22 protein-coding genes are annotated in these 22,464 nt (G+C 72.3%); 4 read left to right on the top strand and 18 right to left on the bottom strand.

The genetic code is table 11. The annotated features are described in order from the left end of the window. Positions 1 to 29: 29 nt before the first annotated feature. The 8 genes from F4556_RS20830 to F4556_RS20795 are packed head-to-tail and all read right to left on the bottom strand — an operon-like array spanning position 30 to position 6,517. Positions 30 to 2,051: an NADH-quinone oxidoreductase subunit 5 family protein gene (locus tag F4556_RS20830; protein WP_184918399.1), complete on the bottom strand. Its 2,022-nt coding sequence runs from the start codon at positions 2,049 to 2,051 to the stop codon at positions 30 to 32. Then, a complete protein-coding gene (gene nuoK, locus F4556_RS20825) occupies positions 2,048 to 2,404 on the bottom strand; it encodes an NADH-quinone oxidoreductase subunit NuoK (RefSeq protein WP_184918397.1) in 357 nt (118 codons plus the stop codon). Before nuoK ends, F4556_RS20830 begins: the two co-directional genes overlap by 4 nt. A gap of 2 nt (positions 2,405 to 2,406) precedes the next feature. After that, complete coding sequence (locus F4556_RS20820) at positions 2,407 to 3,024, bottom strand: NADH-quinone oxidoreductase subunit J family protein (RefSeq protein WP_221504353.1); 618 nt, start codon at positions 3,022 to 3,024, stop codon at positions 2,407 to 2,409. A 2-nt stretch (positions 3,025 to 3,026) separates the two neighbouring features. After that, positions 3,027 to 3,569, bottom strand: coding sequence for a NuoI/complex I 23 kDa subunit family protein (locus F4556_RS20815; protein WP_184918393.1), 543 nt, complete (start codon positions 3,567 to 3,569; stop codon positions 3,027 to 3,029). Then, positions 3,566 to 4,525, bottom strand: coding sequence for an NADH-quinone oxidoreductase subunit NuoH (gene nuoH, locus F4556_RS20810; RefSeq protein WP_184918391.1), 960 nt, complete (start codon positions 4,523 to 4,525; stop codon positions 3,566 to 3,568). Before nuoH ends, F4556_RS20815 begins: the two co-directional genes overlap by 4 nt. Next, positions 4,522 to 5,502 (bottom strand): NADH-quinone oxidoreductase subunit C, encoded by a 981-nt coding sequence (locus tag F4556_RS20805; protein WP_376775731.1) that lies wholly within the window; start codon positions 5,500 to 5,502, stop codon positions 4,522 to 4,524. The genes nuoH and F4556_RS20805 overlap by 4 nt, the downstream gene beginning before the upstream one ends. Then, positions 5,499 to 6,119 (bottom strand): NADH-quinone oxidoreductase subunit B, encoded by a 621-nt coding sequence (locus tag F4556_RS20800; protein ID WP_184918388.1) that lies wholly within the window; start codon positions 6,117 to 6,119, stop codon positions 5,499 to 5,501. Before F4556_RS20800 ends, F4556_RS20805 begins: the two co-directional genes overlap by 4 nt. After that, positions 6,110 to 6,517 carry an NADH-quinone oxidoreductase subunit A gene (locus F4556_RS20795; protein WP_184918386.1) on the bottom strand — a complete coding sequence of 136 codons (408 nt, stop codon included), beginning with the start codon at positions 6,515 to 6,517 and terminating at the stop codon, positions 6,110 to 6,112. Before F4556_RS20795 ends, F4556_RS20800 begins: the two co-directional genes overlap by 10 nt. A 224-nt stretch (positions 6,518 to 6,741) precedes the next feature. On the opposite strand from F4556_RS20795, the gene F4556_RS20790 reads away from it, so the two are divergent. After that, complete coding sequence (locus F4556_RS20790) at positions 6,742 to 7,890, top strand: sensor histidine kinase (RefSeq protein ID WP_184918384.1); 1,149 nt, start codon at positions 6,742 to 6,744, stop codon at positions 7,888 to 7,890. An 84-nt stretch (positions 7,891 to 7,974) separates the two neighbouring features. On the opposite strand, the gene F4556_RS20785 is transcribed toward F4556_RS20790, so the two are convergent. After that, positions 7,975 to 9,057 (bottom strand): S1C family serine protease, encoded by a 1,083-nt coding sequence (locus F4556_RS20785; RefSeq protein WP_313069228.1) that lies wholly within the window; start codon positions 9,055 to 9,057, stop codon positions 7,975 to 7,977. 174 nt (positions 9,058 to 9,231) lie between these two features. Between F4556_RS20785 and galE the strand changes: the two genes are divergently transcribed. Beyond that, complete coding sequence (galE, locus tag F4556_RS20780; protein WP_184918380.1) at positions 9,232 to 10,194, top strand: UDP-glucose 4-epimerase GalE; 963 nt, start codon at positions 9,232 to 9,234, stop codon at positions 10,192 to 10,194. Between the two features lie 149 nt (positions 10,195 to 10,343). Here the strand turns inward: galE and F4556_RS20775 are convergent, their stop codons facing one another. Further along, positions 10,344 to 12,563 carry an outer membrane protein assembly factor BamB family protein gene (locus F4556_RS20775; protein WP_184918378.1) on the bottom strand — a complete coding sequence of 740 codons (2,220 nt, stop codon included), beginning with the start codon at positions 12,561 to 12,563 and terminating at the stop codon, positions 10,344 to 10,346. Between the two features lie 361 nt (positions 12,564 to 12,924). On the opposite strand from F4556_RS20775, the gene F4556_RS20770 reads away from it, so the two are divergent. After that, on the top strand, positions 12,925 to 13,566 hold the full coding sequence (locus F4556_RS20770) for a TetR family transcriptional regulator (protein ID WP_184918376.1): 642 nt from the start codon (positions 12,925 to 12,927) through the stop codon (positions 13,564 to 13,566). A gap of 165 nt (positions 13,567 to 13,731) precedes the next feature. Here the strand turns inward: F4556_RS20770 and F4556_RS20765 are convergent, their stop codons facing one another. The 8 genes from F4556_RS20765 to F4556_RS20730 all read right to left on the bottom strand — a co-directional run bounded on the left by F4556_RS20765 (position 13,732) and on the right by F4556_RS20730 (position 21,238). Next, positions 13,732 to 14,676 carry a beta-ketoacyl-ACP synthase III gene (locus tag F4556_RS20765; protein ID WP_184918374.1) on the bottom strand — a complete coding sequence of 315 codons (945 nt, stop codon included), beginning with the start codon at positions 14,674 to 14,676 and terminating at the stop codon, positions 13,732 to 13,734. 128 nt (positions 14,677 to 14,804) lie between these two features. Next, complete coding sequence (locus F4556_RS20760) at positions 14,805 to 15,725, bottom strand: L,D-transpeptidase family protein (RefSeq protein ID WP_184918372.1); 921 nt, start codon at positions 15,723 to 15,725, stop codon at positions 14,805 to 14,807. A gap of 134 nt (positions 15,726 to 15,859) precedes the next feature. After that, positions 15,860 to 17,023 (bottom strand): aminofutalosine synthase MqnE, encoded by a 1,164-nt coding sequence (gene mqnE, locus F4556_RS20755; protein ID WP_184918370.1) that lies wholly within the window; start codon positions 17,021 to 17,023, stop codon positions 15,860 to 15,862. A 52-nt stretch (positions 17,024 to 17,075) separates the two neighbouring features. After that, positions 17,076 to 18,038 (bottom strand): threonine ammonia-lyase, encoded by a 963-nt coding sequence (locus tag F4556_RS20750; protein WP_184918368.1) that lies wholly within the window; start codon positions 18,036 to 18,038, stop codon positions 17,076 to 17,078. Positions 18,039 to 18,044: 6 nt separating this feature from the next. Continuing rightward, positions 18,045 to 18,506: an Lrp/AsnC family transcriptional regulator gene (locus tag F4556_RS20745; protein WP_057231532.1), complete on the bottom strand. Its 462-nt coding sequence runs from the start codon at positions 18,504 to 18,506 to the stop codon at positions 18,045 to 18,047. 120 nt (positions 18,507 to 18,626) lie between these two features. Continuing rightward, positions 18,627 to 19,277 (bottom strand): UbiX family flavin prenyltransferase, encoded by a 651-nt coding sequence (locus F4556_RS20740; protein WP_184918366.1) that lies wholly within the window; start codon positions 19,275 to 19,277, stop codon positions 18,627 to 18,629. A gap of 27 nt (positions 19,278 to 19,304) precedes the next feature. After that, complete coding sequence (locus F4556_RS20735; RefSeq protein WP_184918364.1) at positions 19,305 to 19,877, bottom strand: hypothetical protein; 573 nt, start codon at positions 19,875 to 19,877, stop codon at positions 19,305 to 19,307. Between the two features lie 74 nt (positions 19,878 to 19,951). Continuing rightward, positions 19,952 to 21,238: a condensation domain-containing protein gene (locus F4556_RS20730; RefSeq protein WP_184918362.1), complete on the bottom strand. Its 1,287-nt coding sequence runs from the start codon at positions 21,236 to 21,238 to the stop codon at positions 19,952 to 19,954. Positions 21,239 to 21,415: 177 nt separating this feature from the next. Between F4556_RS20730 and F4556_RS20725 the strand changes: the two genes are divergently transcribed. Then, positions 21,416 to 22,177, top strand: coding sequence for a cyclase family protein (locus F4556_RS20725; protein ID WP_313068412.1), 762 nt, complete (start codon positions 21,416 to 21,418; stop codon positions 22,175 to 22,177). Positions 22,178 to 22,464: the final 287 nt, after the last annotated feature.

Raw genomic sequence — 22,464 nt, 5'->3', positions numbered from 1 at the left:
GGCCCTGCCTCCGAAGCGGTGAGAGAGGGTCATGAGCCGACCGCCACCAGCACGGTGAGCACCACGACGGCGCCGAGCAGCACGCTCAGGTAGGTCTGGGCGTTGCCGGTCTGGCTCCGGCGGACCGCCCAGCCGAGCAGGTTGGCACCGGTGCCGGTGCCCCGGACGTAGGTCTCGACGACCTCGCGGTCCAGGAAGCGGACCAGCCGCGCGGCGGCCAGGGTCGGGCGGACGAACAGCGCGCTGTACAGCCGGTCCACGTGGAAGCCGTGCAGCGCCGGGCCGAACAGCGGCCCGAGCAGCAGCCGTCCTGGGTCGGCCAACGGCTTGGGCAGGGCGGCCGGGGTGAGCGTCTCGGCGGCGGGCGGGCCCGCCTGCTCCGGTACCCGCTGCGCGGCGGCGGCGGCCCGGGCGGTGACGGAGCGCCAGGCGCCGTACCCGATCAGGACGCCGGCCAGGGCGCAGCCGGTGCCGATCACGGCGGTCACCGTGGACGGGCGGAGCGAGCCGCCGTCCAGCAGCGCGGGCAGCCAGTCGGAGCGCAGGCCGAGGACGCCGAAGCCCATGGTCGGGATCGCCAGCACCCAGAGCGGCCAGCGCATCGCGTGCGGCTCGGCGTGCGCCGGGTCGGCCTCGTCGATCTCGGCGGAGTACGGGGCGTCGGCGGCGGCGGTCAGCGCGACCGGCGCGCTGTGGAAGGCCAGCAGCCAGAGCCGGGCGGCGTACGCGGCGGTGAGCAGCGCGGTCAGCCCGGCGGCGATCAGCACGATCCAGCCAGCCGTGGCCGGCACGGCGGAGGCCGGGCCGAGGCCGTTGGTCAGCGCCTCGCCGGTGGCGGCGTGCTCGGCGGCGGTGAGCACCGCCTCCTTGCTGAAGAAGCCCGAGAACGGCGGCAGGCCGATCAGCGCGATCAGCGCGATGCCGGTCGTCCAGTAGGCGTCCGGCACCTTCTTGCGCAGCTCGGGCATCCGGGCCATCGCGCTCAGCGAGTTGGTGTGCGCGGCGTGGATGATCACACCGGCGGCCAGGAACAGCAGCGCCTTGAAGGCACCGTGGCTGACCAGGTGGAAGACCGCGGCCTGCCGGTCACCGGCGGCCAGCGCACCCGCCATGTAGCCGAGCTGACCGACCGTCGAGTACGCCAGCACCCGCTTGAGGTCGTCCTGGGCCAGCGCGCAGAGGGCGGACCCGACCATGGTGACGGCCGCCATCACCGACAGCACCAGCAGCGCGGCGCCGGAGGCCAGGAAGACCGGCAGCAGCCGGGCCACCAGGTAGATGCCGGCGGCGACCATGGTGGCGGCGTGGATCAGCGCGGAGACCGGCGTCGGGCCGGCCATCGCGTCGGGCAGCCAGGTGTGCAGCGGGAACTGGGCGCTCTTGCCCGCGACACCGGCGAGCAGCAGCAGCGCGGTCAGCGTCGGGTGCGAGAGCTGCCCGTCGGTGGCGGCCTTCAGCACACCCTCGATCCGGAACGTGCCCGCGTCCGCGCCGAGCAGGAAGATGCCGATCAGGAACGGCACGTCGCCGAGCTTGGTGACCAGGAAGGCCTTGAGCGAGGCGGAGCGGGCGTCGGCGGTCTCCCAGTGATGGCCGATCAGGAAGTACGAGCAGATGCCCATCACCTCCCAGCCGACCAGCAGCACCACCAGGTCGCCCGAGTAGACGACCAGGAACATCGCCGCCGTGAAGAGCGAGACCAGTGCCGCGTACGAGGGGTAGCGCGGGTCGTCCTTGAGGTAGGCGGTCGAGTACACCTGCACGCAGGTGGCGACCAGGCCGACCAGGATCGAGATCAGCGAGCTGAAGCCGTCCAGGTGCAGGGCGAGCGAGAGCTCGGGGCCGCCGGTCGGGGCCAGCCGGGTGGCGGCGTCCAGGCTCTGGCCGGTGCCGAGCTGGAGCGCGACCAGCACCGCGAGCACGGCGGAGGCGGCGACCGGCAGGATCGCCAGCGGCCGGGTCAGGCCCGGGGCGCGCCGGCCGGTGGCCAGCGTGGCGGCGGCGCCGAGTGCGGGCAGCACCGGGACCAGGACGGGGAGGGCGAGGTTCATGCGACGGCCTCTGCTGACGTGTCGTCCGACGTGGCGTCGTCTTCCGCCGGGTCGCCGAGCGCGGTGAGCCGGTCGATGTCGGCGGTGCGGCGGGTGCGGAAGACCAGCAGCACGATGGCCAGGCCGAGGCCGATCTCGGCGGCGGCCAGCGTGATGGTGAAGAGCGTGAGCGCCTGGCCGCCGTGCAGCGCGTCGCGCAGCCAGACGTCGAAGGCGACCAGGTTGAGGTTGACGGCGTTGAGCATCAGCTCGACGGACATCAGCACCAGCACCGTGTTGCGCCGGGCGAGCACGCCGTAGACGCCGATCGCGAAGAGCAGGGCGGCCAGGACGGCGGGGTAGGCGAGATGCATCGTCAGCGCTCCCGGGTGGTGCCGACGGGCTTGCCCGCGCGGAGCTTGCCGGGGCGGGGCTTCGGCTTGTTCTCGCCGTCCCGGCGGGACAGCACGATCGCGCCGACCAGCGCGGCCAGCAGCAGCACGGAGAGCGCCTCGAAGGGCAGCACCCAGTGCCGGAACAGGTACTCGCCGGTGGCCCTGGTGCTGCCGGCGCCCGCGCCGAGGTCGATCCAGGAGGTGCGGAAGGCGTCCACCACCAGGGTCACCAGGGTGGCGGCGGCGGCCAGGCCGACCGCCAGCGCGGCCCACCGGTTGCCGGAGTCGGCGTCCGGGGAGCGGCCGATCGGGGCCTTGGTGAGCATCAGGCCGAACAGCACCAGCACGACCACCGAGCCGAGGTAGATCAGCACCTGCACCCAGGCGATGAACTCGGCGGTGAGCAGCAGGAACTCCACCGCCAGGCCGCCGAGCGCGACCACCAGCCAGAGCGCGGCGTGCACCAGCTGACGGGTGGTCACGGTGAGCAGGGCGGCGCCCAGCACGGCGACGCCGACCAGCAGGAAGACGATCTCCACCCCGGTCGGGGAGAGGAAGGAACGGGCGGCCGGTTCCAGCGGACCGGCGGCGGCCAGCAGGCTCACGACTCGTCACCCTTCTGCAGGGCCGCGTGCGCCTTGTCGGCGGCCTTGCGGGCCATCGCGATCTCCTTGGGCTCCTCGGCCGCCGGGTCGAGCGCGGGCGGTGCGGGCACCGTCCACATCCACTCCCGGAGCCGGTCCCGCTCGTGGGTCAGCTCCAGGATGTCGGTCTCGGCGTACTCGAACTCCGGGGACCAGAACAGCGCGTCGAACGGGCAGACCTCGATGCAGATCCCGCAGTACATGCAGAGCGAGAAGTCGATCGCGAACCGGTCCAGCACGTTGCGGGTACGGGCCCGGGCGTTCGGGTCGGCGGCGGGCAGCGTCTCCTTGTGGGAGTCGATGTAGATGCACCAGTCCGGGCACTCCCGGGCGCAGAGCATGCAGACCGTGCAGTTCTCCTCCAGCAGCGCGATCACACCCCGGGTACGCGGGGCGAGGTCGGGCTGCACCTCGGGGTACTGCGCGGTGACCGTCTTCTTGGTCATGGTGCGGAGGGTGACGGCCAGGCCCTTGGCCAGGCCGCTGCCGGGGAGCTTCATGCGATCGCCACCTTCACGATGCCGGTCAGCGCGAGCTGCGCCAGAGCGAGCGGGATCAGCGTGGTCCAGGCGAACCGCATCAGCTGGTCCTCGCGCAGGCGGGGGAAGGTGACCCGGAGCCAGATCACCACCAGGGCGAGGGCGAAGGTCTTCAGGACCGTCCAGAGCCAGCCGAGCTGGTCCGGCAGCGGACCGTGCCAGCCGCCCAGGAACAGCACCGTGGTGAGCGCGGAGATCACCAGGATGCCCGCGTACTCGGAGAGCAGGAAGAACGCGAACCGGATGCCGGTGTACTCGGTGTACGCGCCGAAGATGATCTCGGAGTCGGCCACCGGCATGTCGAACGGCGGGCGCTGCAGCTCGGCCAGGCCGGCCACGAAGAACACGAAGGCGCCGACGATCTGCCACGGCACCCACCACCACTCGAACTGCTCCAGGATGCCGGGCAGCGAGAGGGTGCCGGCCGCCATCGCCACCGAGGCGGCGGCCAGCAGCATCGGCAGCTCGTACGCCATCAGCTGGGCGGCCGTGCGCAGACCGCCGAGCAGCGAGAACTTGTTGGCCGAGGCCCAGCCCGCCATCAGCGAACCGAGCACCCCGATGCCCATCACGGCGAGCACGAAGAAGATCCCCGCGTCGATCGCCTGCCCGACGAAGCCGCCGGGCCCGACCGGGATCGCCAGCAGCACCACCAGGTACGGCAGCAGCGCGACGGCGGGCGCCAGCTGGAAGACCCGGCGGTCGGCCTCGGCCGGGACGATGTCCTCCTTCTGGACGAACTTCACGCCGTCGGCCACCAGTTGGGCCCAGCCGTGGAAGCCGCCCGCGTACATCGGGCCGAGCCGGCCCTGCATGTGCGCCATCACCTTGTGCTCGGTCTGACCGATCACCAGCGGGAACACCAGGAAGACCACCAGCACCGCGACGCAGCGCAGCAGCATTTCGAGGAAGCTCATGCGCTGTCTCCGTCCTTCGGCTCGGGCTCGGTGGCGGTCGGCGGTACCGCCGGGGCGCCCGGGCCGCCACTCACCGGCGGAGCGGGCGGGGCGGCCGGAGCCGACGGTTCGTCAGCGGTGGCCGGGACCGGGTTGTGCCAGGGGGCGTCCGTGGACTGGGTGCGCGCCGGGCGCGGGCGCTCGGGCGCCGGAGCGGATTCGCTCTGGCTGACCGAGCCGTCGCTGATGCTGCGGGTCCGGCGCGGCCGGGGCGCGGGCGCGCCCTCCGCCCCCTCGGCCGCAGGAGCGGCGGCGGCACCGGCGGCGGCACCAGCAGCCGCACGCGGCGTACGGGCGGCGCGGGCCGGGCGCTCGGCGATCGGCGGCAGGGTGCCCTTGAGCGGACCCCACTCGTTCGGGTCGGGCACACCGGCCGGCTGCATCTTGCGGCGGGCCGGGCCGTCGCCCTCGCTCTCGCCGGGCTCCTTGGCGCCGGGCCAGGCCTTGGCGACCCGGGCCGCGAGCACGAACTCCTTGCGCAGCGGGTGGCCCTCGAAGCCGTCCGGCAGCAGCAGGGTGATCAGGTGCGGGTGGCCGGTGAAGTCGATGCCGAACATCTCGGCGGTCTCCCGCTCGTGCCAGCCGGCCCCGGCGTACAGGCCGACGGCGGTGGGCAGCGCGGCGGCGTTCCTGGCCACCTTGGTGCGCAGCAGCAGGTGGCGCACGGGGCCTGCGCCCGCGTCGGCCAGGTGCGCGGCGACCGAGAAGCCGTCGGCCAGCTCGTCGACGGCGCTCAGCCAGTCGAAGTAGCTGAGGCCGAGGGTGTCCCGGGCGGCGGTGAGCGCCTCGATCCAGTGCTCGGCGGGCACGTCCACGGTGAGCAGCTGGTACGCCTCGGTGGCGATGGCCCAGTCACCGATCGCGGCGACGGCGGCCTCGGCGGCCGTGATCAACTCGTCGGCGGGGGTGGCGTCGGCGGGTGTCTGCGGGTCGGTCACTTCTGCTCTGCCTCCGGCCCGGCCACCAGCGGTCTGCGCAGTGCGGCGGCGGGCGCCGCGTACCGCTGCGGCAGCGACTCGGCCGCGATCTTCTCCTGCAGCTTGAGGATGCCCTGCAGCAGCGCCTCGGGGCGCGGCGGGCAGCCGGGCACGTAGACGTCGACCGGGATGATCTGGTCGACGCCCTTCGTGACGGAGTACGAATCCCAGTACGGGCCACCGGAGTTGGCGCAGGCGCCGAACGAGATGACGTACTTGGGCTCGGGCATCTGCTCGTACAGCCGCTTCACGGCGGGCGCCATCTTGTCCGTCACGGTGCCCGAGACGATCATCAGGTCGGCCTGCCGGGGGCCGGGCGCGAACGGGATCACACCCATCCGGATGAAGTCGTGCTTGGCCATCGAGGCGGCGATGAACTCGATCGCGCAGCAGGCCAGCCCGAAGTTGAAGCACCAGAGGCTGTACCGGCGGCCCCAGTTGAGCACCACCTTGACCGGGTCCGGCGCCAGCCGGGCCAGCGGGCCGAGCCGGGCGGGCTCCACCGCGCCGGGGGTGGCCGGGTCGGGGATGCCCAGCAGGATCGGGCCCCCGGCACCGTGCGAGTGCGTCACGTCCATTCCAGAACGCCCTTCTTCCAGGCGTAGAGCAGCCCGACCGCGAGGAAGCCGATGAAGACGAACATCTCCACCAGCGTGGCCGCCCCGAACCCGGCGGCGGCGAACACGGTCGCCCACGGGAAGAGGTAGATCGCGTCGACCGCGAAGATCACATAGAGGAAGGCGTAGACGTAGTAGCGGATCTGGGTGTGCGCCCAGCCCTCACCGACCGGGTCCACGCCGCACTCGTAGGCGAGCCGCTTCTCCGGCGAGTCGACCACCGGCCGGAGCAGGCGGTTGGCGGTGAAGGACACCGCGATGAACACCACGCCGACGACCGCGAGCAGGCCCACCGCCGCGTACGCGTCGAAGTAGCCACCACCCACGGCAGGGTCGGCAGCGGCCAACTGCCCCTCCATGCGTTCGCCTCCCGTGCACCACTGATCCCACACGCCAAAACCGTCAAGGCGTGAGTCTAAGTGCAGCGCCCTCGTCGCCTTACCCCCTGCCCGACCCGTAAGACGCCGCGCAAGACGGCGCGTGGTGGGGATATCCCCACCCCCTGAATGCCAACTGCCCCCATGGTCCCGGTCCGTCCCGAACCGCGATGCTGGTCGCAGAGGTTCTACGAGAGGCTTGGTGCATGATGAAGGAGACCCCGGACCGTCCCCCGCTCTACGGGGCGAAGCTCTGGCGCCAGGTACAGCACCTACTGCTCAACCTGCCGCTCGGGCTGGCCGGATTCACCTTCACGGTCACGCTGTTGAGCGTCGGGCTCGCCCTCGCCGTGACGGTGGTCGGTCTGCCGCTGCTGGCCGCGGGCCTGGCCGGCTGCCGCCTGTTCGGCCAGTTCGCCCGCCGGCGCTGCGCGCTGGCGCTGGATCTGGAGATGACCGAGGCACCGCCGGTCCGGGCCACCCGTCCGGGTATCGCCGGCCGGGTCTCGGCCGCCCTGACGGACGCGCTGGGCTGGCGCTCGGCGCTCTACGCGGTGCTGCTGCTGCCCTGGGGGATCATCAGTTTCACCCTCACCGTGGTGCTGGTCCTGGTCGGCTGGCCCCTGCTGCCGTGGGCGGCCCGCTTCCTCTCCGCCGTGGACCGGATCCTGGTGGACAGCCTGCTCAGCCCGAACCCGCTCTCCGCGCGGGTCCGCGAACTGGAGGACGACCGGGGCGCGGTGGTCGACACCGCCGCCGCCGACCTGCGCCGGATCGAGCGCGATCTGCACGACGGCGCCCAGGCCCGGCTGGTGGCGCTGGCGATGGACCTCGGCCTGGCCAAGGAGAAGCTCACCGAAGACCCCGAGGCGGCCGCCGAGATGGTCGGCGCCGCGCACGGCGAGGTGAAGCTCGCCCTGCAGGAGCTGCGCGACCTGGCCCGGGGCATCCACCCGGCGGTCCTGACGGACCGTGGGCTGGACGCCGCCCTCTCCGCGATCGCCGCCCGCTGCACCGTCCCCGAGGGCGTCACCGTCCACGTCGACCTGCCGGGCCGGCCGGACTCGGCGGTGGAGGGCATCGCCTACTTCACCGTCAGCGAGCTGCTCACCAACATCTCCAAGCACGCCGGCGCCCGGTCCGCCTCGGTCGAGGTCTGGCAGGCCGCCGACCGCCTGATGCTCCTGGTCAAGGACGACGGCAAGGGCGGCGCCGCCTCCTACCCCGGCAGCGGCCTGGCCGGCCTGACCGAACGGATCGGCGCGGTGGACGGCCTGCTGCTGGTCGACAGCCCCGCCGGCGGCCCGACCGCCGTCACCGTCGAACTCCCCTGGCGGACCAGGGTGTCGCGCTGACGGTACGACAGCACCGGGCCCGGCAGGCCGCACCCCCCTTGCGCGGTGGGTGGCCTGCCGGGCCCGGCTGTCGTGGGGTCTGGTTCAGAGACTGCCGAGCGTGACCTCGGCCGTCTTGGTGGCGCCGTCGCGCTGATAGGTCACGGTGACCTTGGCGCCGGGCTGTAGTGCGGCCAGGGCGGTGGTCAGGCCGTTCAGGGTGGTGACGGTGGTGTCGCCGACCTTGGTGATCACGTCGCCGGGCTGGATCCCGGCACTGGCGGCGGGGCCGCCCGCGGTGACCGACACGACCACCGCGCCGGACGGCTGGAAGTCGGCGTTGAAGTAGGTACGGGCGGAGATGCCGAGCGCGGCCCGGCCGGAGTTGCCGACCTTGCCGTCCTTGATCAGCTGGTCCGCGATGTTGGTGATGGTGGCGGCCGGGATGGCGAAGCCGATGCCGGGGGCGGCGCTGCCGTTCATGTCCGGGTCGGTGGCGGCCAGGGTGTTGATGCCGATCACCTGGCTGGAGAGGTTGACCAGCGCGCCACCGCTGTTGCCCGGGTTGATCGCGGCCGAGGTCTGCACCATGTTGCCGATGGTGGCGCCCGGCGAGTCGCCGCCCTTGGGCTCGGAGACGGTCCGGCCGGTGGCCGAGACGATGCCCTGGGTGACGCTGGAGGAGAGACCGAGCGGGCTGCCCATGGCCAGCGTGATCTGGCCGACCTCGACCTTGCCGGAGTCACCGAAGGTGGCCGGCTTGAGTCCGCTGGGCGGGCTGTTCAGCTTGACCACCGCGAGGTCGGACTCGGGGTAGCTGGCGACCAGGGTGGCCTCCAGGGCCTTGCTGCTGTTGGCCAGCGTGACGGTGAAGGTCTTGGCGCTGCCGACCACGTGGGCGTTGGTGACGATGTTGCCCTTGGTGTCGTAGACGATGCCCGAGCCGAGACCGGTGGCGGTGGTGATCTGCACCACCGAGGGCAGCACGTTGGCGATCACCTTCTGGTAGTCGTCCTGGAGCTGGTTCCCACTGGACGGCGCCGGCGCGGAGGGACTGCCGGAGGCACCGGGCGAGGAAGAGGAGGAGCCGCCACTGCTGCTGCAGCCGGTGACCAGGGCGGCGGCCAGCACCAGGGCCGCCCCGGAGAACAGCAGGCGGGGACCGGTCGGGCGGGGCCCCGCCGGGATCGGGCGGGTGGGTTCCTTCTTGGGGTGCACCTGAGCTTCCTCCGGATCCGTACGCGGACAGCATTGGGCAGCATTGCACCGAAATGTCCGTTTCAACGGAACCGGCGCGCCGTCAGCTCCCCCGGCCCGCCGCACGCCACGGGCCGCACTCCCCCGCGGCATAGGATTTCCGCTATGACCTGGTTGATCACCGGCGGAGCCGGCTACATCGGCGGACACACCGTGCACCAGCTGGCCGAGGCGGGCCGGCCGGTGGTCGTCCTCGACGACCTCAGCAGCGGCTCGCCCGACCGGCTCCCGGACGGCGTCCCGCTGGTCGTCGGCTCCACCCTGGACCGGGCCCTGCTCGACCGCACCGTCCGCGAGCACGGGATCACCGGCGTGGTGCACATCGCCGCCAAGAAGCAGGTCGGCGAGTCGGTCGCCGAACCCCTGCTCTACTACCGGGAGAACCTCACCGGCCTGCAGACCGTCCTCGCCGCCGCCGTCGCGGGCGGGGTCCGGAACGTGGTCTTCTCCTCCTCCGCCGCGGTCTACGGCATGCCGGACGTCGATCTGGTCACCGAGTCAACCCCCTGCGCCCCGATCAACCCGTACGGCGAGACCAAACTCGCGGGCGAATGGCTGGTCAACTCCGTCGGCCGGGCGCACGGCCTCTCCACCGTCTCGCTCCGCTACTTCAACGTGGCCGGCACCTCGTCACCCCGCCTGGCCGACGACGGCGTCTCCAACCTGGTCCCGATGGCCTTCCAGCGCCTGACCGACGGTCAGGCCCCGCTGATCTTCGGCGACGACTACGACACCCCCGACGGCACCTGCGTCCGCGACTACATCCACGTCGCCGACATCGCCGCCGCCCACGTCGCCGCCGTCCACCGCCTGGACACCGCCACCGAACCGCTCTCGCTCACCCTCAACATCGGCCGCGGCGAAGGCGTCTCGGTCGCCGAGATGCTCGCCGTCATCGCCCGCGTCACCGGCAACCCCACCGCACCCGAGGTGACCCCCCGCCGCCCCGGCGACCCCGCCCGCGTGGTGGCTGCCGCCGACCTGATCCACCACGAGCTCGACTGGAAAGCCCGGTACGACATCGACGCCATGGTCACCTCCGCCTGGAACGCCTGGCAGCTGCGCTGAGCTTCTCGCGCTGAGCATCAGCCACCGGGGGCTCGGGGAACGGCGACGGTTCGTGGCTGGCGGGTATCACTGCGAAAGTGCCTGACCACCTACGCATGGATCACCTTTTCCGAGGTCGGCGTCGCAGTTCCCCGAGCCCCTGGTGGTGCCTACCCGGGCACGGCCGTGCCGTAGAAGGCGTCGAGGGCGTAGACGCAGCGGTCCTTGCTGCCGACGAAGACCCGTCCGCCGACCGCCACCGGGGAGCCGGTGAGCTCGCCCTTGGTGCCGAGCTCCCAGCGGAGCTGACCCGTGGTCAGGTCGAGGGTGTGCAGCGAGTGGTCCCGGCTGCCGAGGTGGACCAGGCCGTCCGCGACGGCCGGGGAGCCGACCAGTTCGCCGCGCGCGCTGTAGCGCCAGCGCTCCCGCCCGGAGCCGGTGTCGAAGGCGTGCAGGGTGTCCCCGGCCCCGACCAGGACGGTGCCGCCCGCGACGACCACGGGCTCGGCCCCCTGCCGGCTGCCGGTCCGGCCCCGCCAGCGGTCGCGCCCGGTCGCGGCGTCCAGCGAGTACACCGTCCCGAGGTAGTCCGCGACGTACACCGCCCCGCCGTCGACCGCCGGTGGGGTGAAGAGCACCACGGCCGCCTCGAACCGCCACCGCTCGGCCCCGGTCGCGGCGTCCAGCGCGTAGACCCGGGTACCGGAGGTCAGATAGAGCGTCCCGCCCAGCTCGACCGGCCGGGACGGCACCTCCTCGCCGAGCTGGAAGGCCCACCGCAGCCGCCCGCCGCGCGGGTCGACGCAGCGCAGCCGTCCCCCGCCGTAGTAGTACGCCGCACCAGCCACCAGCGCGGGCCCGGACTGCGGGTTCTCGTAGTCCTGCTGGGCGTCGTCGGCCCGCCACAGTTCGGCGCCGCTGGCGGCCGAACGGAGCTGTACGCCACCGCCCCTGATGCCGCAGCAGAGGACGCCGTCGGCGGCGTCCAGCGAGTAGATCCAGCCGTCCAGCGAGTTGCGCCAGCGCTCGGTGCCGTCGGCCACGTCGACGGTGTAGAGGTGCGGGCCATCGGCGGCGTGCACCCGTCCGGCGTCCACGGCCAGCGCCCAGGCCACGTCCCGGGTCTTGTAGCGGCGCTGCCCGGAGCCGATGTCCAGGGCGTGCACCTCGAAGCTGGAGACGAACAGGGTGCCTCCGGCGACCACGGGCGTCCCCCAGACGTCGTTGGACATCCGGAACCGCCACGGCCGCCAGCGGGGCGCGGGCGGGGCGGCCGGGGCGGCCCGCCTGACCCAGTCCGTGCCGGGTGCGGCGGCCCCGGTCACGACGGCGGCCTCCGCCCGCGGCCCGGGCCCTATCGGCACAGCGGCGCCCGCCAGCCGGATCTCTCCGGCGGCCGGGGCCCGGCGCTCGGCGATCTTCTCGGTGACCACCGAGGCGGGGCCCGGCGCCTGCTGAGGCACCGGCGGCGGCAGGACCGGCGGGGGCGGGGCGACGGTCCGGCGGGTGCGCTTGCGCTCGATCAGGTCCAGCGCGTTGGGCGGCAGCCAGTCCCCGGCCTCGCCGGCCGCGTCGTCCCGGGAGAACAGGTGCGGGGCCAGCTCGGCCTGGATCTGCGCGGGCGTCGGCCGGTTCTCGGCCGCGGGCCGCATGCAGGCGTGGACCAGGTCGGCCAGTTCGACCGGCAGACCGGACAGGTCGGCCTGGTCGCGGAGCAGCTGAAAGACCGTCTCCACCGGGTTGGCGCCCCGGTAGGGGGCGTGGCCGGTGGCGCAGAAGACCAGCAGCGAGCCGAGCGAGTAGACGTCGCTGGCGCCGGTCACGCTGCGGCTGTCCTTGGCCTGCTCCGGCGACATGTAGGCGGGGGTGCCGACCGCGACGTTGGTCATGGTGAGCCGGGAGCTGGAGACCCCGGCGGCGATCCCGAAGTCGATCACCCGGGGGCCGTCCTCGACCACCAGGACGTTGGACGGCTTGAGGTCGCGGTGCACCAACCCGGCCGCGTGGATGGACTGCAGGGCCTCGGCGATGCCCGCGATCAGCCAGCGGACGGCGTCCACCGGGAGCGGCCCGCAGTGGCCGATCAGCTCCTCCAGCGAGGGCGCGGGCACGTACGCGGTGGCCAGCCACGGCACCGGGGCGTCCGCGTCGGCGTCCACCACGGCGGCGGTGTAGAAGCCGCCCACCGTCTTGGCCGCCGCGATCTCCCGGGCGAACCGGACCCGGAACAGCTCGTCCTCGGCCAGCTCCCCCCGGACGGTCTTGATCGCGACCCGTCGGCCGGACGCGGAGCGCGCCAGGTAGACCAGTCCCATCCCGCCCGCACCGAGCCGCCCGAGCACCTCGAAGGGCCCGATCCGCCTCGGATCGTGCGCTGAAAGCTGGTCCACTCCGCTGCCACCTCCCCGTCCTGCGGCCACCCCGTCGGGGTGCGCCGCCCCCGATTCTCCAATGCCCGCGCCGCCTGATCCAATCTCCCCCGCCGCCGGGCGGATCGGTGCTGCTCGGGGCCCCCGGCCGGGCCGCGCCGGACCGGAACTGACGGACCGACGGCTCCCGGCCCGCCCGGTCACTCTGCGCGACCCGACCACCCCTCAGCCGACACCCCGTCACGCTGGGGCTCCGTCAGAACACGGGGGGGCATCGTTCGCCGGGACCGCAGCTGAATATCCGTCGGCTGATCACACCCCGGCTGGAGTAATAGTCACATCACCGAATCGCGCCAAGATCGTGCCACGGTAAGCTGACGGCATGACAGGACAAGTTCGCACCGTCGACGGTCGCGTCGCCGGGCGACGCGGACAGGAGACGCGGCAGAAGCTGCTCGACTGCCTCCGCGAGATGCTCAGCACGTCGCCTTACCGGGACGTCAAGGTCATCGACGTCGCCCGTATGGCGGGTACCTCCCCCGCGACCTTCTACCAGTACTTCCCGGATGTCGAGGGCGCTGTCCTCGAAATCGCCGAGGAAATGGCCGAGGACAGCGTGGAGCTCAAGGAGCTCCTCGATGGAAAGTCCTGGGCGGGAAAGACCGGCTTCACCACGTCGGAAGACCTGGTGGACGGATTTCTCGCCTTCTGGCGCAAGAACGATGCCATTCTCCGAGTGGTCACTCTCGGTGCAGCCGAAGGGGACAAGCGGTTCTTCAAGATCCGCATGAAGGTCCTCAACTCGGTGGCCGGACCGCTCGGTGAAGCCATCAAGGCCAACCAGGCCAAGACCGACAAGTCGGTCGATCCGGCCGCTCTCTCCGGGTCCCTGGTCTCGCTCCTCGCCTCGGCGGCGGAGCATTCCAAGGCCTTCACCGCCTGGGGCGTGAAGGTCAAGGACCTCAAACCCAACCTCGCCCTCCAGGTCTACCTGGGTGTGACGGGCAAGAAGCCGCCCAAGTAACCCACCCCGTCCACCCCGCGTGCTCCGTCCCGGTTTCCTGTCCGGGACGCGTCGGACGGCGGCCGTGTCCTCGGGGGAGGTTCGCCGACGTTGACCGCGCAGCACGCACAAACCCCACGAAGGGGCGGCCCACCCGGGCCGCCCCTTCCGCACGTGCTCAGCCGGCTACGGGCAGCGGACGACCTGCCCCGCGTACGCGAGCCCGCCGCCGAAGCCGAAGAGCAGGACCGGGTCACCGGTCCGCAGCTCGCCCCGTTCGACCAGCTTGCTCAGCGCCAGCGGGATCGAGGCGGCCGAGGTGTTGCCGGACTCCACCACGTCGCGGGCGACCACCGCGTCCTCGGCCAGCCCGAGCTTGTTCGCGATCGCGTCGATGATCCGCAGGTTGGCCTGGTGCGCGACGAAGCCGCGCAGCTCGGACGGCTCGATGCCGGCCTTGCGGCAGGTCTCCCGGGCCAGCGGGGCGAGCTGGGTGGTGGCCCAGCGGAACACGGTCTGGCCCTGCTGACTGATCGTCGGGTCCCAGCCGGTGATCACCACGGCGTCGCCCTTGTCGGGCTCGGAACCCCAGAGCACCGGACCGATCCCGGACTGCTCGTCAGGAACCGCCTCCACCACGGCGGCGCCGGCCCCGTCCGCGAAGATCACGCAGGTGGTCCGGTCGCTCCAGTCGATGGTGTCGGACATCCGCTCGGCGCCGATCACCAGCGCCCTGGTGGCCGAACCGGCCCGGATCGCGTGGTCGGCGGTGGCGAGCGCGTAGGAGAAGCCGGAGCAGACGGTGTTGATGTCGTACGCGGCGGGCGAGCGGATGCCCAGCCGGGCGGCGACGGCGGCGGCGGTGTTGGGGCTGCGCTCGACCGCGGTGCAGGTGGCGACCACCACCAGGTCGATCTGCTCGGGCAGCAGGCCGCTGTTGGCGAGGGCCTTCTGAGCTGCCTCGGTGGCCATGTCGACCAGCGTCTCGTCCTCGGCGAGGTGCCGGGACCTGATGCCGACCCGGGAGCGGATCCACTCGTCGTCGGTGTCGACCAGCAGGGCGAGGTCGTCGTTGGTGAGGACCTTCGGCGGCTGGAAGTGGCCGAGCGACACGATACGGGAGGCGGTCATACCGCCACTCAACAACGTTACCGACCGGTCCGTGGGTGACGCCCGGGTACAACGTCCAAGGTCGGAACCTGTAGGGGCCGGACAATAGCCCTTGCGGGGCATGGCCCTCCGAGCCGCCCGAAAAGGCGTCAGGCCGCCAATGAGGCGGCGTCCCCCATGACGATCATGGGCTTGGCGGCCGGGTCGAGCGCCTTGATCAGTTCGACCATCTGCGCCTCCGGCAGCGAGACGCAGCCGTGGGTGGGGCCGCCGTGGTCGACGTGCAGCCAGATGCCGGTGCCCTTGGCGACGCCCTCGGGGTACTTGGTGCTGAGCGGCGAGGTGCCGGCCACCCGGTTGTAGTTGATCGCCACCACGTAGTCGAAGGAGCCGGCCAGCGGTTCGCCGTTGAAGCCGTCGCCGTCGATCACGAAGTCGCTGTCCTGGTCGTACGGGAGCCTGCTGCCGGGGTCGGCCTTGCGGCCGCCCGCATCGGTCAGCGCGTAGATGCCGATCGGGCTGCGCAGGTCGCCCTGGCGGTGGTCGGTGGTCCAGCCCTTGTACGCGTTGTGGCCGGCCCAGGCCGCGCCGGGCTTCCAGCGGTTGTCGGCGGTCCGGCTCCAGAGCGTGACGCCGGTCTCCGAGGCGTTCTTGTCCTTGCCGGTGGCGACCACCAGCTGCCGGGTGTCGGCGGGGATCTGCGCGGTGAACTTGGGGCCGAGGCCGGGGATCACCGCCACGCTGCCGTCGCTCCGGTCGGAGCGGTCGGCGGCGGGCTGTTCGGTCCGCTGGCCGGCCTGGGCCGCTGCGGCGTCCGGGGTGGGGGTGGCCGACGAGGTGTCAGGGAGCGGCCGGTCCGGCATCCCGGCGGCGGCGACCTCGGTGACGGAGCGGCCGGGGCCGACGGTGAACCAGCCCGAGACGGCGGCCAGCAGCATCGCCGTACTGCCCATCAGGGCACGGCCACCACGTTTCTTCTTCGCCTTCCGGCGGTGCCCACGGGGCCTGGCCGCCGCAGCGGCGGGCTCGTCGGCCCGACTGCGGGGCTTGGCACGATGGGAACCGGACATACGGACGATCCTTCCAAAGCCGTGGGCCGAAACGGAACCCCTGGCGTGTGGTGAGCCTGTGAGCATACGCGCACCCGGAACACGCCACTGCCCTCCGAGCCGGTTCGGGCTCGGAGGGCAGTGTGACGGAGCAGTCAGAGGCGCATGGCCTGCGGGATCTCCCGGCGGCCGAGGTCCGGGCCCTCGTACTCGCGGATGATCTCGTACCGGGTGTTCCGCTCGACCGGGCGGAAGCCGGCGTCCCGGATCAGGTCGAGCAGGTCGTCGCGGCCCAGCTTGTTCGGGGTGCCGAAGTTGTCCGCGTCGTGGGTGATCTTGTACTCGACCACCGAACCGTCCATGTCGTCCGCACCGTGACTGAGCGCCAGCTGCGCGGTGGTGACGCCGTGCATCACCCAGAACACCTTGACGTGCGGGACGTTGTCGAACAGCAGCCGGGAGACCGCGAAGGTCTTCAGCGCCTCGGCGCCGGTGGCCATCTCGGTGCGGGCCATCAGCTTATTGCGGACCACGCCGTCCTTGGAGTCGTGGAAGTCGTGCTGGTAGCGCAGCGGGATGAAGACCTGGAAGCCGCCGGTCTCGTCCTGCAGCTCGCGCAGCCGGAGCACGTGGTCGACCCGGTGCCGGGGCTCCTCGATGTGCCCGTAGAGCATGGTCGAGGGGGTCTTCAGACCCTTCTCGTGCGCCAGGCGGTGAATGCGCGACCAGTCCTCCCAGTGGGTCTCGTGGTCGACGATGTGCTGGCGGACCTCCCAGTCGAAGATCTCCGCGCCGCCGCCGGTGAGCGACTCCAGACCGGCGTCGATCAGCTCGTCCAGGATCTCGCTGGCCGTCAGACCGCTGATCCGCTCGAACCAGTGGATCTCGGTGGCGGTGAACGCCTTCAGCGAGACGTTCGGCAGCGCGGCCTTCAACTCCCGCAGGCTGCGCGGGTAGTAGCGCCACGGCAGGGTCGGGTGCAGACCGTTGACAATGTGCAGCTCGGTCAGCGAGTCGACCTCCATCGCCTTCGCCAGCCGGACGGCCTCCTCGATCCGCATGGTGTACGCGTCCTTCTCGCCCGGCTTGCGCTGGAACGAGCAGTACGCGCAGGAGGCGGCGCAGACGTTGGTCATGTTGAGGTGACGGTTGACGTTGAAGTGGACCACGTCGCCGTTCTTCTCGGTCCGCACGTGGTGCGCCAGACCGCCGAGCCAGGCCAGGTCGTCGCTCTCGTAGAGCGCGATCCCGTCCTCGCGGGTCAGCCGCTCGCCCGCGTAGACCTTCGCCTCCAGCTCACGCTTCAGCCCTGCGTCCATGCGGTGACCTGCCTCCTCGTACCGTCGAAATTGACCTTCGCCGAGCCTACGCCTACACGGAGAGCAGCTCCGCGAGCAGGCTCGGATCGATGTTCCCACCGCTCACGACGGCGCCGAACACCCGCCCCTCCAGCTCGGCCGCGCGGTGGAAGTACGCCGCCGGGGCGACCGCGCCCGAGGGCTCGGCGACCAGCCGGCCGCGCCGGGCCAGCAGCGCCACGGTGTCCCTGATCTCCTGCTCGGAGACGGTGACGATGTCGTCCACGTACGCCTGGATGTGGTCGAACGGGAGCACCCCGACGCTGGGCGTGCGCAGCCCGTCGGCGATGGTCCGGTAGGTGTCCTTGGTGGGCCAGCTCAGCCGCTCGCCGGCCCGGAAGCTGGCCTGGGCGTCGGCGGCCAGCTCGGGCTCGACGCCGATCACCCGGACGCCCGGGCAGGCCAGCTTGAGCGCCGCGGCGGTGCCGCTGATCAGGCCGCCGCCGCTGACCGGCACCAGCACGGTGTCCAGCTCGTCGGGGGCGTCCTCGGCGATCTCCAGGCCGACCGTGCCCTGGCCCGCGATGATGTACGGGTCGTCGTACGGCGGCACCCAGACGTAGCCGTGCCGCTCGGCCAGTTCGGCGGGCAGGGTGTCCCGCTCGCCGGCCCCGACCAGGATCACCTCGGCGCCGAAGGCGCGGGTGTTCTCGACCTTGACGGTGGGTGAGACGTCCGGCATCACGATGACGGCCTTGATGCCGAGCAGCTGGGCGGCGTACGCGACGGCCTGGGCGTGGTTGCCGCTGGACTGCGCGACGACCCCACGGGCCCGCTCGGCCTCGGTGAGCGCGGCGAGCCGGTTGTACGCCCCGCGGATCTTGAACGCGCCGGTCGGCTGCAGGCCCTCCGGCTTGAGCCAGAGCGCCCGGTCCCCCTGCGCCGCCCACGGGCAGGGCATCAGCGGGGTCCTGACCGCCACTCCCGCGATCCGCTGCTGCGCCGCGCGCAGCTCCTCCAGGCCGATCAGTGCCATCGTCCGCTACTCCCCTGGTTCCAAAGGCAGTTCACTGACCCGGTTCTCCCACTTGGTGGAGAGAACGACGGTGGTCCTGGTCCGGGCCACGCCCTTGGTGCCGGACAGCCGCTTGACCACCGACTCCAGGCCCTCCACGTCGGAGACCCGGACCTTGAGCATGTACGAGTCGTCGCCCGCGATGAACCAGCAGTCCTCGACCTCGCCGAGGTCCTTCAGCCGGTGCGCCACGTCCTCGTGGTCGGCGGCGTCGGTGAGCTGAAGGCCGATCAGGGCGGTGACCCCGAAGCCCAGCGAGGCCGGGTTGACGGTGGCGCGGTAGCCGGTGATCACCCCGGCCTGCTCCAGCCGGTTGATCCGGTCCGTCACGCTCGGGCCCGACAGGCCGACCAGGCGGCCCAGTTCGGCGTAGGACGCGCGGCCGTTCTCCCGGAGCGCCTGGATGAGCTGTCTGTCCACCGTGTCCATGTATCCGCCCGCGTCCTTCCGAACCTCTCCAGACCCACAGATCATTATCCGGATTCGAAGGTGTCACACCTGGATCGACCCGGATATCGCAATGAACATACCTTCCCCGGGCCGCTCCGCTTACGCGACCTTCCCCCCGTCGCCCAACTCGCCTGCCCAGCGCCGGTACAGCGTGTGTGTCACACCCACCGCGTCGAGCACCCGGCCGGCCACGAAGTCCACCAGTTCCCGGGCCGTGGAGCCCCCGGCGTAGAAGCCCGGCGCGGCCGGCAGCACCACCGCGCCCTGCGCGTCCAGCTCCACCAAGTGCTTCAACGTCACCCCGTTGAGGGGTGTCTCGCGCAGGCAGAGCACCAGCGGCCGACGCTCCTTCAGGGTGACGCTGGCCGCCCGCTGGAGCAGGTCCTTGCTCAGCCCCAGCGCGATCCCGGCCACCGCCCCGGTGGTGGCCGGCACCACCAGCATCCCCTTCGCCGGGTACGAGCCGCTGGACGGCCCCGCCGCGAAGTCCCCGGCCGCCCAGTACCGGACACCGTCCAGCTCCTCGGTCCCCAGCCACTCGGCCAGATCGGCCCGCCAGTGCGCGTCCCGGAACGAGATCCCGGTCTCGTCCAGGATGGTCAGCCGGGCCGCCCGGCTGACCACCAGATCGACCGTCTCCCCGGCCGCCAGCAGCGCGCGGATCACCGAGGCGGCGTACGGCGTCCCGGACGCCCCGGAGACTCCGACCACCCAGGGCTGACGTGGCGTCTGCTGCTGATCACTGCTCATACCGGGCACGATAGTCCGGCCGAGCGGTTACCGACCGAGCGACAGCGTCCGGTCCGGACGGCCGTCGGCGCCCACGTCGATCAGGTGGACCCGGCTGTCACCGGTGACCAGCCGGACCCGGTCCGGGCCGTCCCAGGCCACCTCGTTCAGACCGTTCACGTAGTCGTCCCCGTTGAAGTAACCGACCTTCCAGCGCCGGGCGGTCACCCCGCTGCCGGACTCCACCGAGACCCACCAGAGCGGGTCAATCATCGCTGCCCCTTCCTCGACCACCAGGCGGCGGCCGCTGCCGTCGGGGGCGGCCAAGGTCTTGGTCCGCTCGGGGTCCTCGAAGCCGTCCATCAGGTAGAACGGCATCGAGACGAACAGCAGCAGGGCCGCCACGAGCGACGTGCCCACCTTGATCCAGGTGTCCTCGCACCCGAGCAGCACAGCTGACAGCAGCGCCAGCAGGACCACCGGGAACACGAGCCCCGGCTGGTGCAGTCCGCGCAGCAGCACGAACCCGCCGTCCTGCCGGTTCAGCCAGCCGATCAGCTCGACCGTCACCGTCGCCGCCACCACCCCGAGCAGCCCTCGTACCCAACGCCGCCGTGACACGATCGCCCCCTTGATCATCCGGATCACGCTCGCGGCACCGTACCGGAAAGGGTGTCCCGTCCCGGTAAAGGGCGTCAGCCCGCCTGGGTGAGCACGGTCGCCTCGATGGCGCGCAGCAGCCGCTCCATCTCGGCCGGGGTGAACAGGTGGGTGTCGGCGGTCATCGCGATCTCGATCCCGTCCGGCTTGTCGGCCATGTGCAGGACGTAGCTGACGGTGCCGCCGTGGTCGGTCGCGGGCTCCCAGCTGAGGGTCGACTCCCCGGCGGTAACGGGGGACCAGTCGGCCGCGGCCGGTTCGAGGGTGGCCACCCGCTGGTCGTTGTACCAGCAGGACCGTTCGAAGACGACGCCCGCGTCCTCGGCGTACGGGGCGAGGTCGGCCTCCAGGGCGCGCTTGTCGTAGTAGGCGCTGCGGTAGGTGGCCAGCGAGGCGCTCCTGGTCCGGGCCAGCAGCTCCCCGAAGTCGGCGGCGTCCTCGGTGCGGACCGCGAGGTAGCCCTCCATCGCGAGTGGTCCGCTGGCCTGGCCGAGGCCGCTGTGGAAGCGGTTGTTGACCATCAGCTGGAGTCCGCACCGGCCGGTGCCGGCCCAGTCGGCCATGGTCTCGGCGGTGGCCGCGAGCAGGACGGTCGCCGAGCCGGCCCGGTGGGTCTCGCAGACCCGGGCGAGTGCGCCCGGCAGCGCGGGCGAGAGCAGGTGGGCCCGGCGGTAACGGGGTGCCCCGGGCACGGCGGCGGCCGGGGTGACCTGCGGGGCGCGGGCGCCGGCCGCCGCCGAGCGCCACTGCCGCCGGGCCGCCGCGTCCAGCCGCCGTCCTCGGGGGGAGGTCTGCTCGGCCGCCTGCTCCAGCGGCTGGAGCACCCCGGCCTCCTCGGCCCCGGCCCGGACCTCGGCCGGGTCCGCCCCGAGGCTCAGCGCCTGCAGATCGCCCTGGAGCCGCGGCAGGCCCCAGGCGTCGGCCGCCGTGTGGGAGAAGATCACCACCACGTGGTGGACCAGCCCCTCGGCGACCACCGCGCCGAACCGCACCGGCCACTCCCCGGCGTAGTCGAAGGCCCGCCCCCAGAGCTCGTCCCGCAGCGCGGCCCCGATCCCGGCCGCCTGCTCCGGCGTGCCGTGGCGCAGGTGCAGTGGTGCGGAGCCGTCCCCGTCCAGCTGCTGGCGCAGCTCGCCGTCCGGCCCGGCCACCACCCGGGTGCGCAGGGCGTCGTGGACGTACAGCAGCCCGCTGAACGCCCGCTCGATCACCTCCAGCGGCATACCGCCCGGGACCGGTCCGTCGAGCGGCACGTTGTACGCGTGGTCACCCGGTCTCAGCTTCTGCAGCGCATTCCAGATGGCGTGCTGACCCCAGGTCACGGGGCCTTCCCCGCTCCGTGCTGCCGTGCAGGAGACCCGCAACGTCGTGACTTCGGTCTTCACCCGAACTCCCTCGCGTCCTAAAGGCAGCGGACAAGCCGGGCTGCCGACCGGGAGGGTGAGGAGGAGCCGGGCCCAGCACGCCCGGCGGTGCCAGGGAACCTACAGTTCGCCGCTGTGGCGGGCAAGATGGGCGTCATGCCGCCGACGCTGATCGACCTCACCCACCCGGTCACCACCGGGATGCCGGTGTACCCGGGCGACCCGGCCGTGTCGCTGCGACCCGCGCTCACCACGGCCGCCGACGGGGTCAACGTGCTTTCGCTGCACCTGGGTTCGCAGTCCGGCACACACGTGGACGCGCCGTACCACGTGGACGTGACCTGGCCGACCCTGGACGGGCTGCCGCTGGGCCTGTTCACCGGCCGAGCCGTGCTCGCCGACCTGCGCGGGCTGGCCCCGCGCACCGGGGTGACGGCCGGTCAGCTCGCCCCCGCGCTGGCCGCCGTGACGCCCGGCGCCGTCCTGCTGCTGGCCACTGGGTGGCACCGGTACTGGGCCACCGACCACTACTACGCGCACCCCTGGCTCACCCCAGGCGCCGCCGAGGCGATCGCCGCCGCCGGGGTGCGCAGCGTGGGCGTGGACGCGCTGAGCATCGACCCGACCCCCGATCCGGGCCCGGCCGACCCGGCGGTGGCCGCGCTGCTCGCCGACCTGACCGACGAGCACGACCCCGCCCCGGACGTACCCACCCTGGCCGCCCACCGGGCGCTGCTCGGCAGCCCGGGCGGCGCCGTCCTGTGCGAGAACCTGACCGACCTGACGCCGCTGCTCGACGCCTCGGCCGCCGGTCTCGCGGTCACGGTCTCCTTCTTCCCGCTCCGGCTCACCGCCGCCGACGGCGCCCCGGTCCGGGCCGTCGCCCGGCTGGGGTAGGGGCTGTCTCTTGGATCGGGCCGGATCAGCGGGCGGCGTTGGGGTGCGTGGCTCGGCGGTGCCGAGGAGGGAGCCTGATGCAGCGCATCGGCGACCGACGAGAAGCCGGCGAAGGGCCCCTCCTGCCCGATGCCGGGCAGGAGGGCGCGTGCCCCGGCGGCGGCCGCCCGGCCCGATCCAAGAGACAGCCCCTGGTTCCGGCGTCTCGCCTCCCGGGTCGTCCACTTGCCTCAGTCGAACATGTGTCAGGTGTGATCCCGATCTGTCGACCGGGTGACCGGACCGCC

Origin of the sequence: Kitasatospora gansuensis (assembly GCF_014203705.1) — a bacterium.
GTDB lineage: Bacteria > Actinomycetota > Actinomycetes > Streptomycetales > Streptomycetaceae > Kitasatospora > Kitasatospora gansuensis.
The sequence above is the reverse complement of the archived record's forward strand: the minus strand, read 5'-3'. Positions and strand labels throughout refer to the sequence as shown.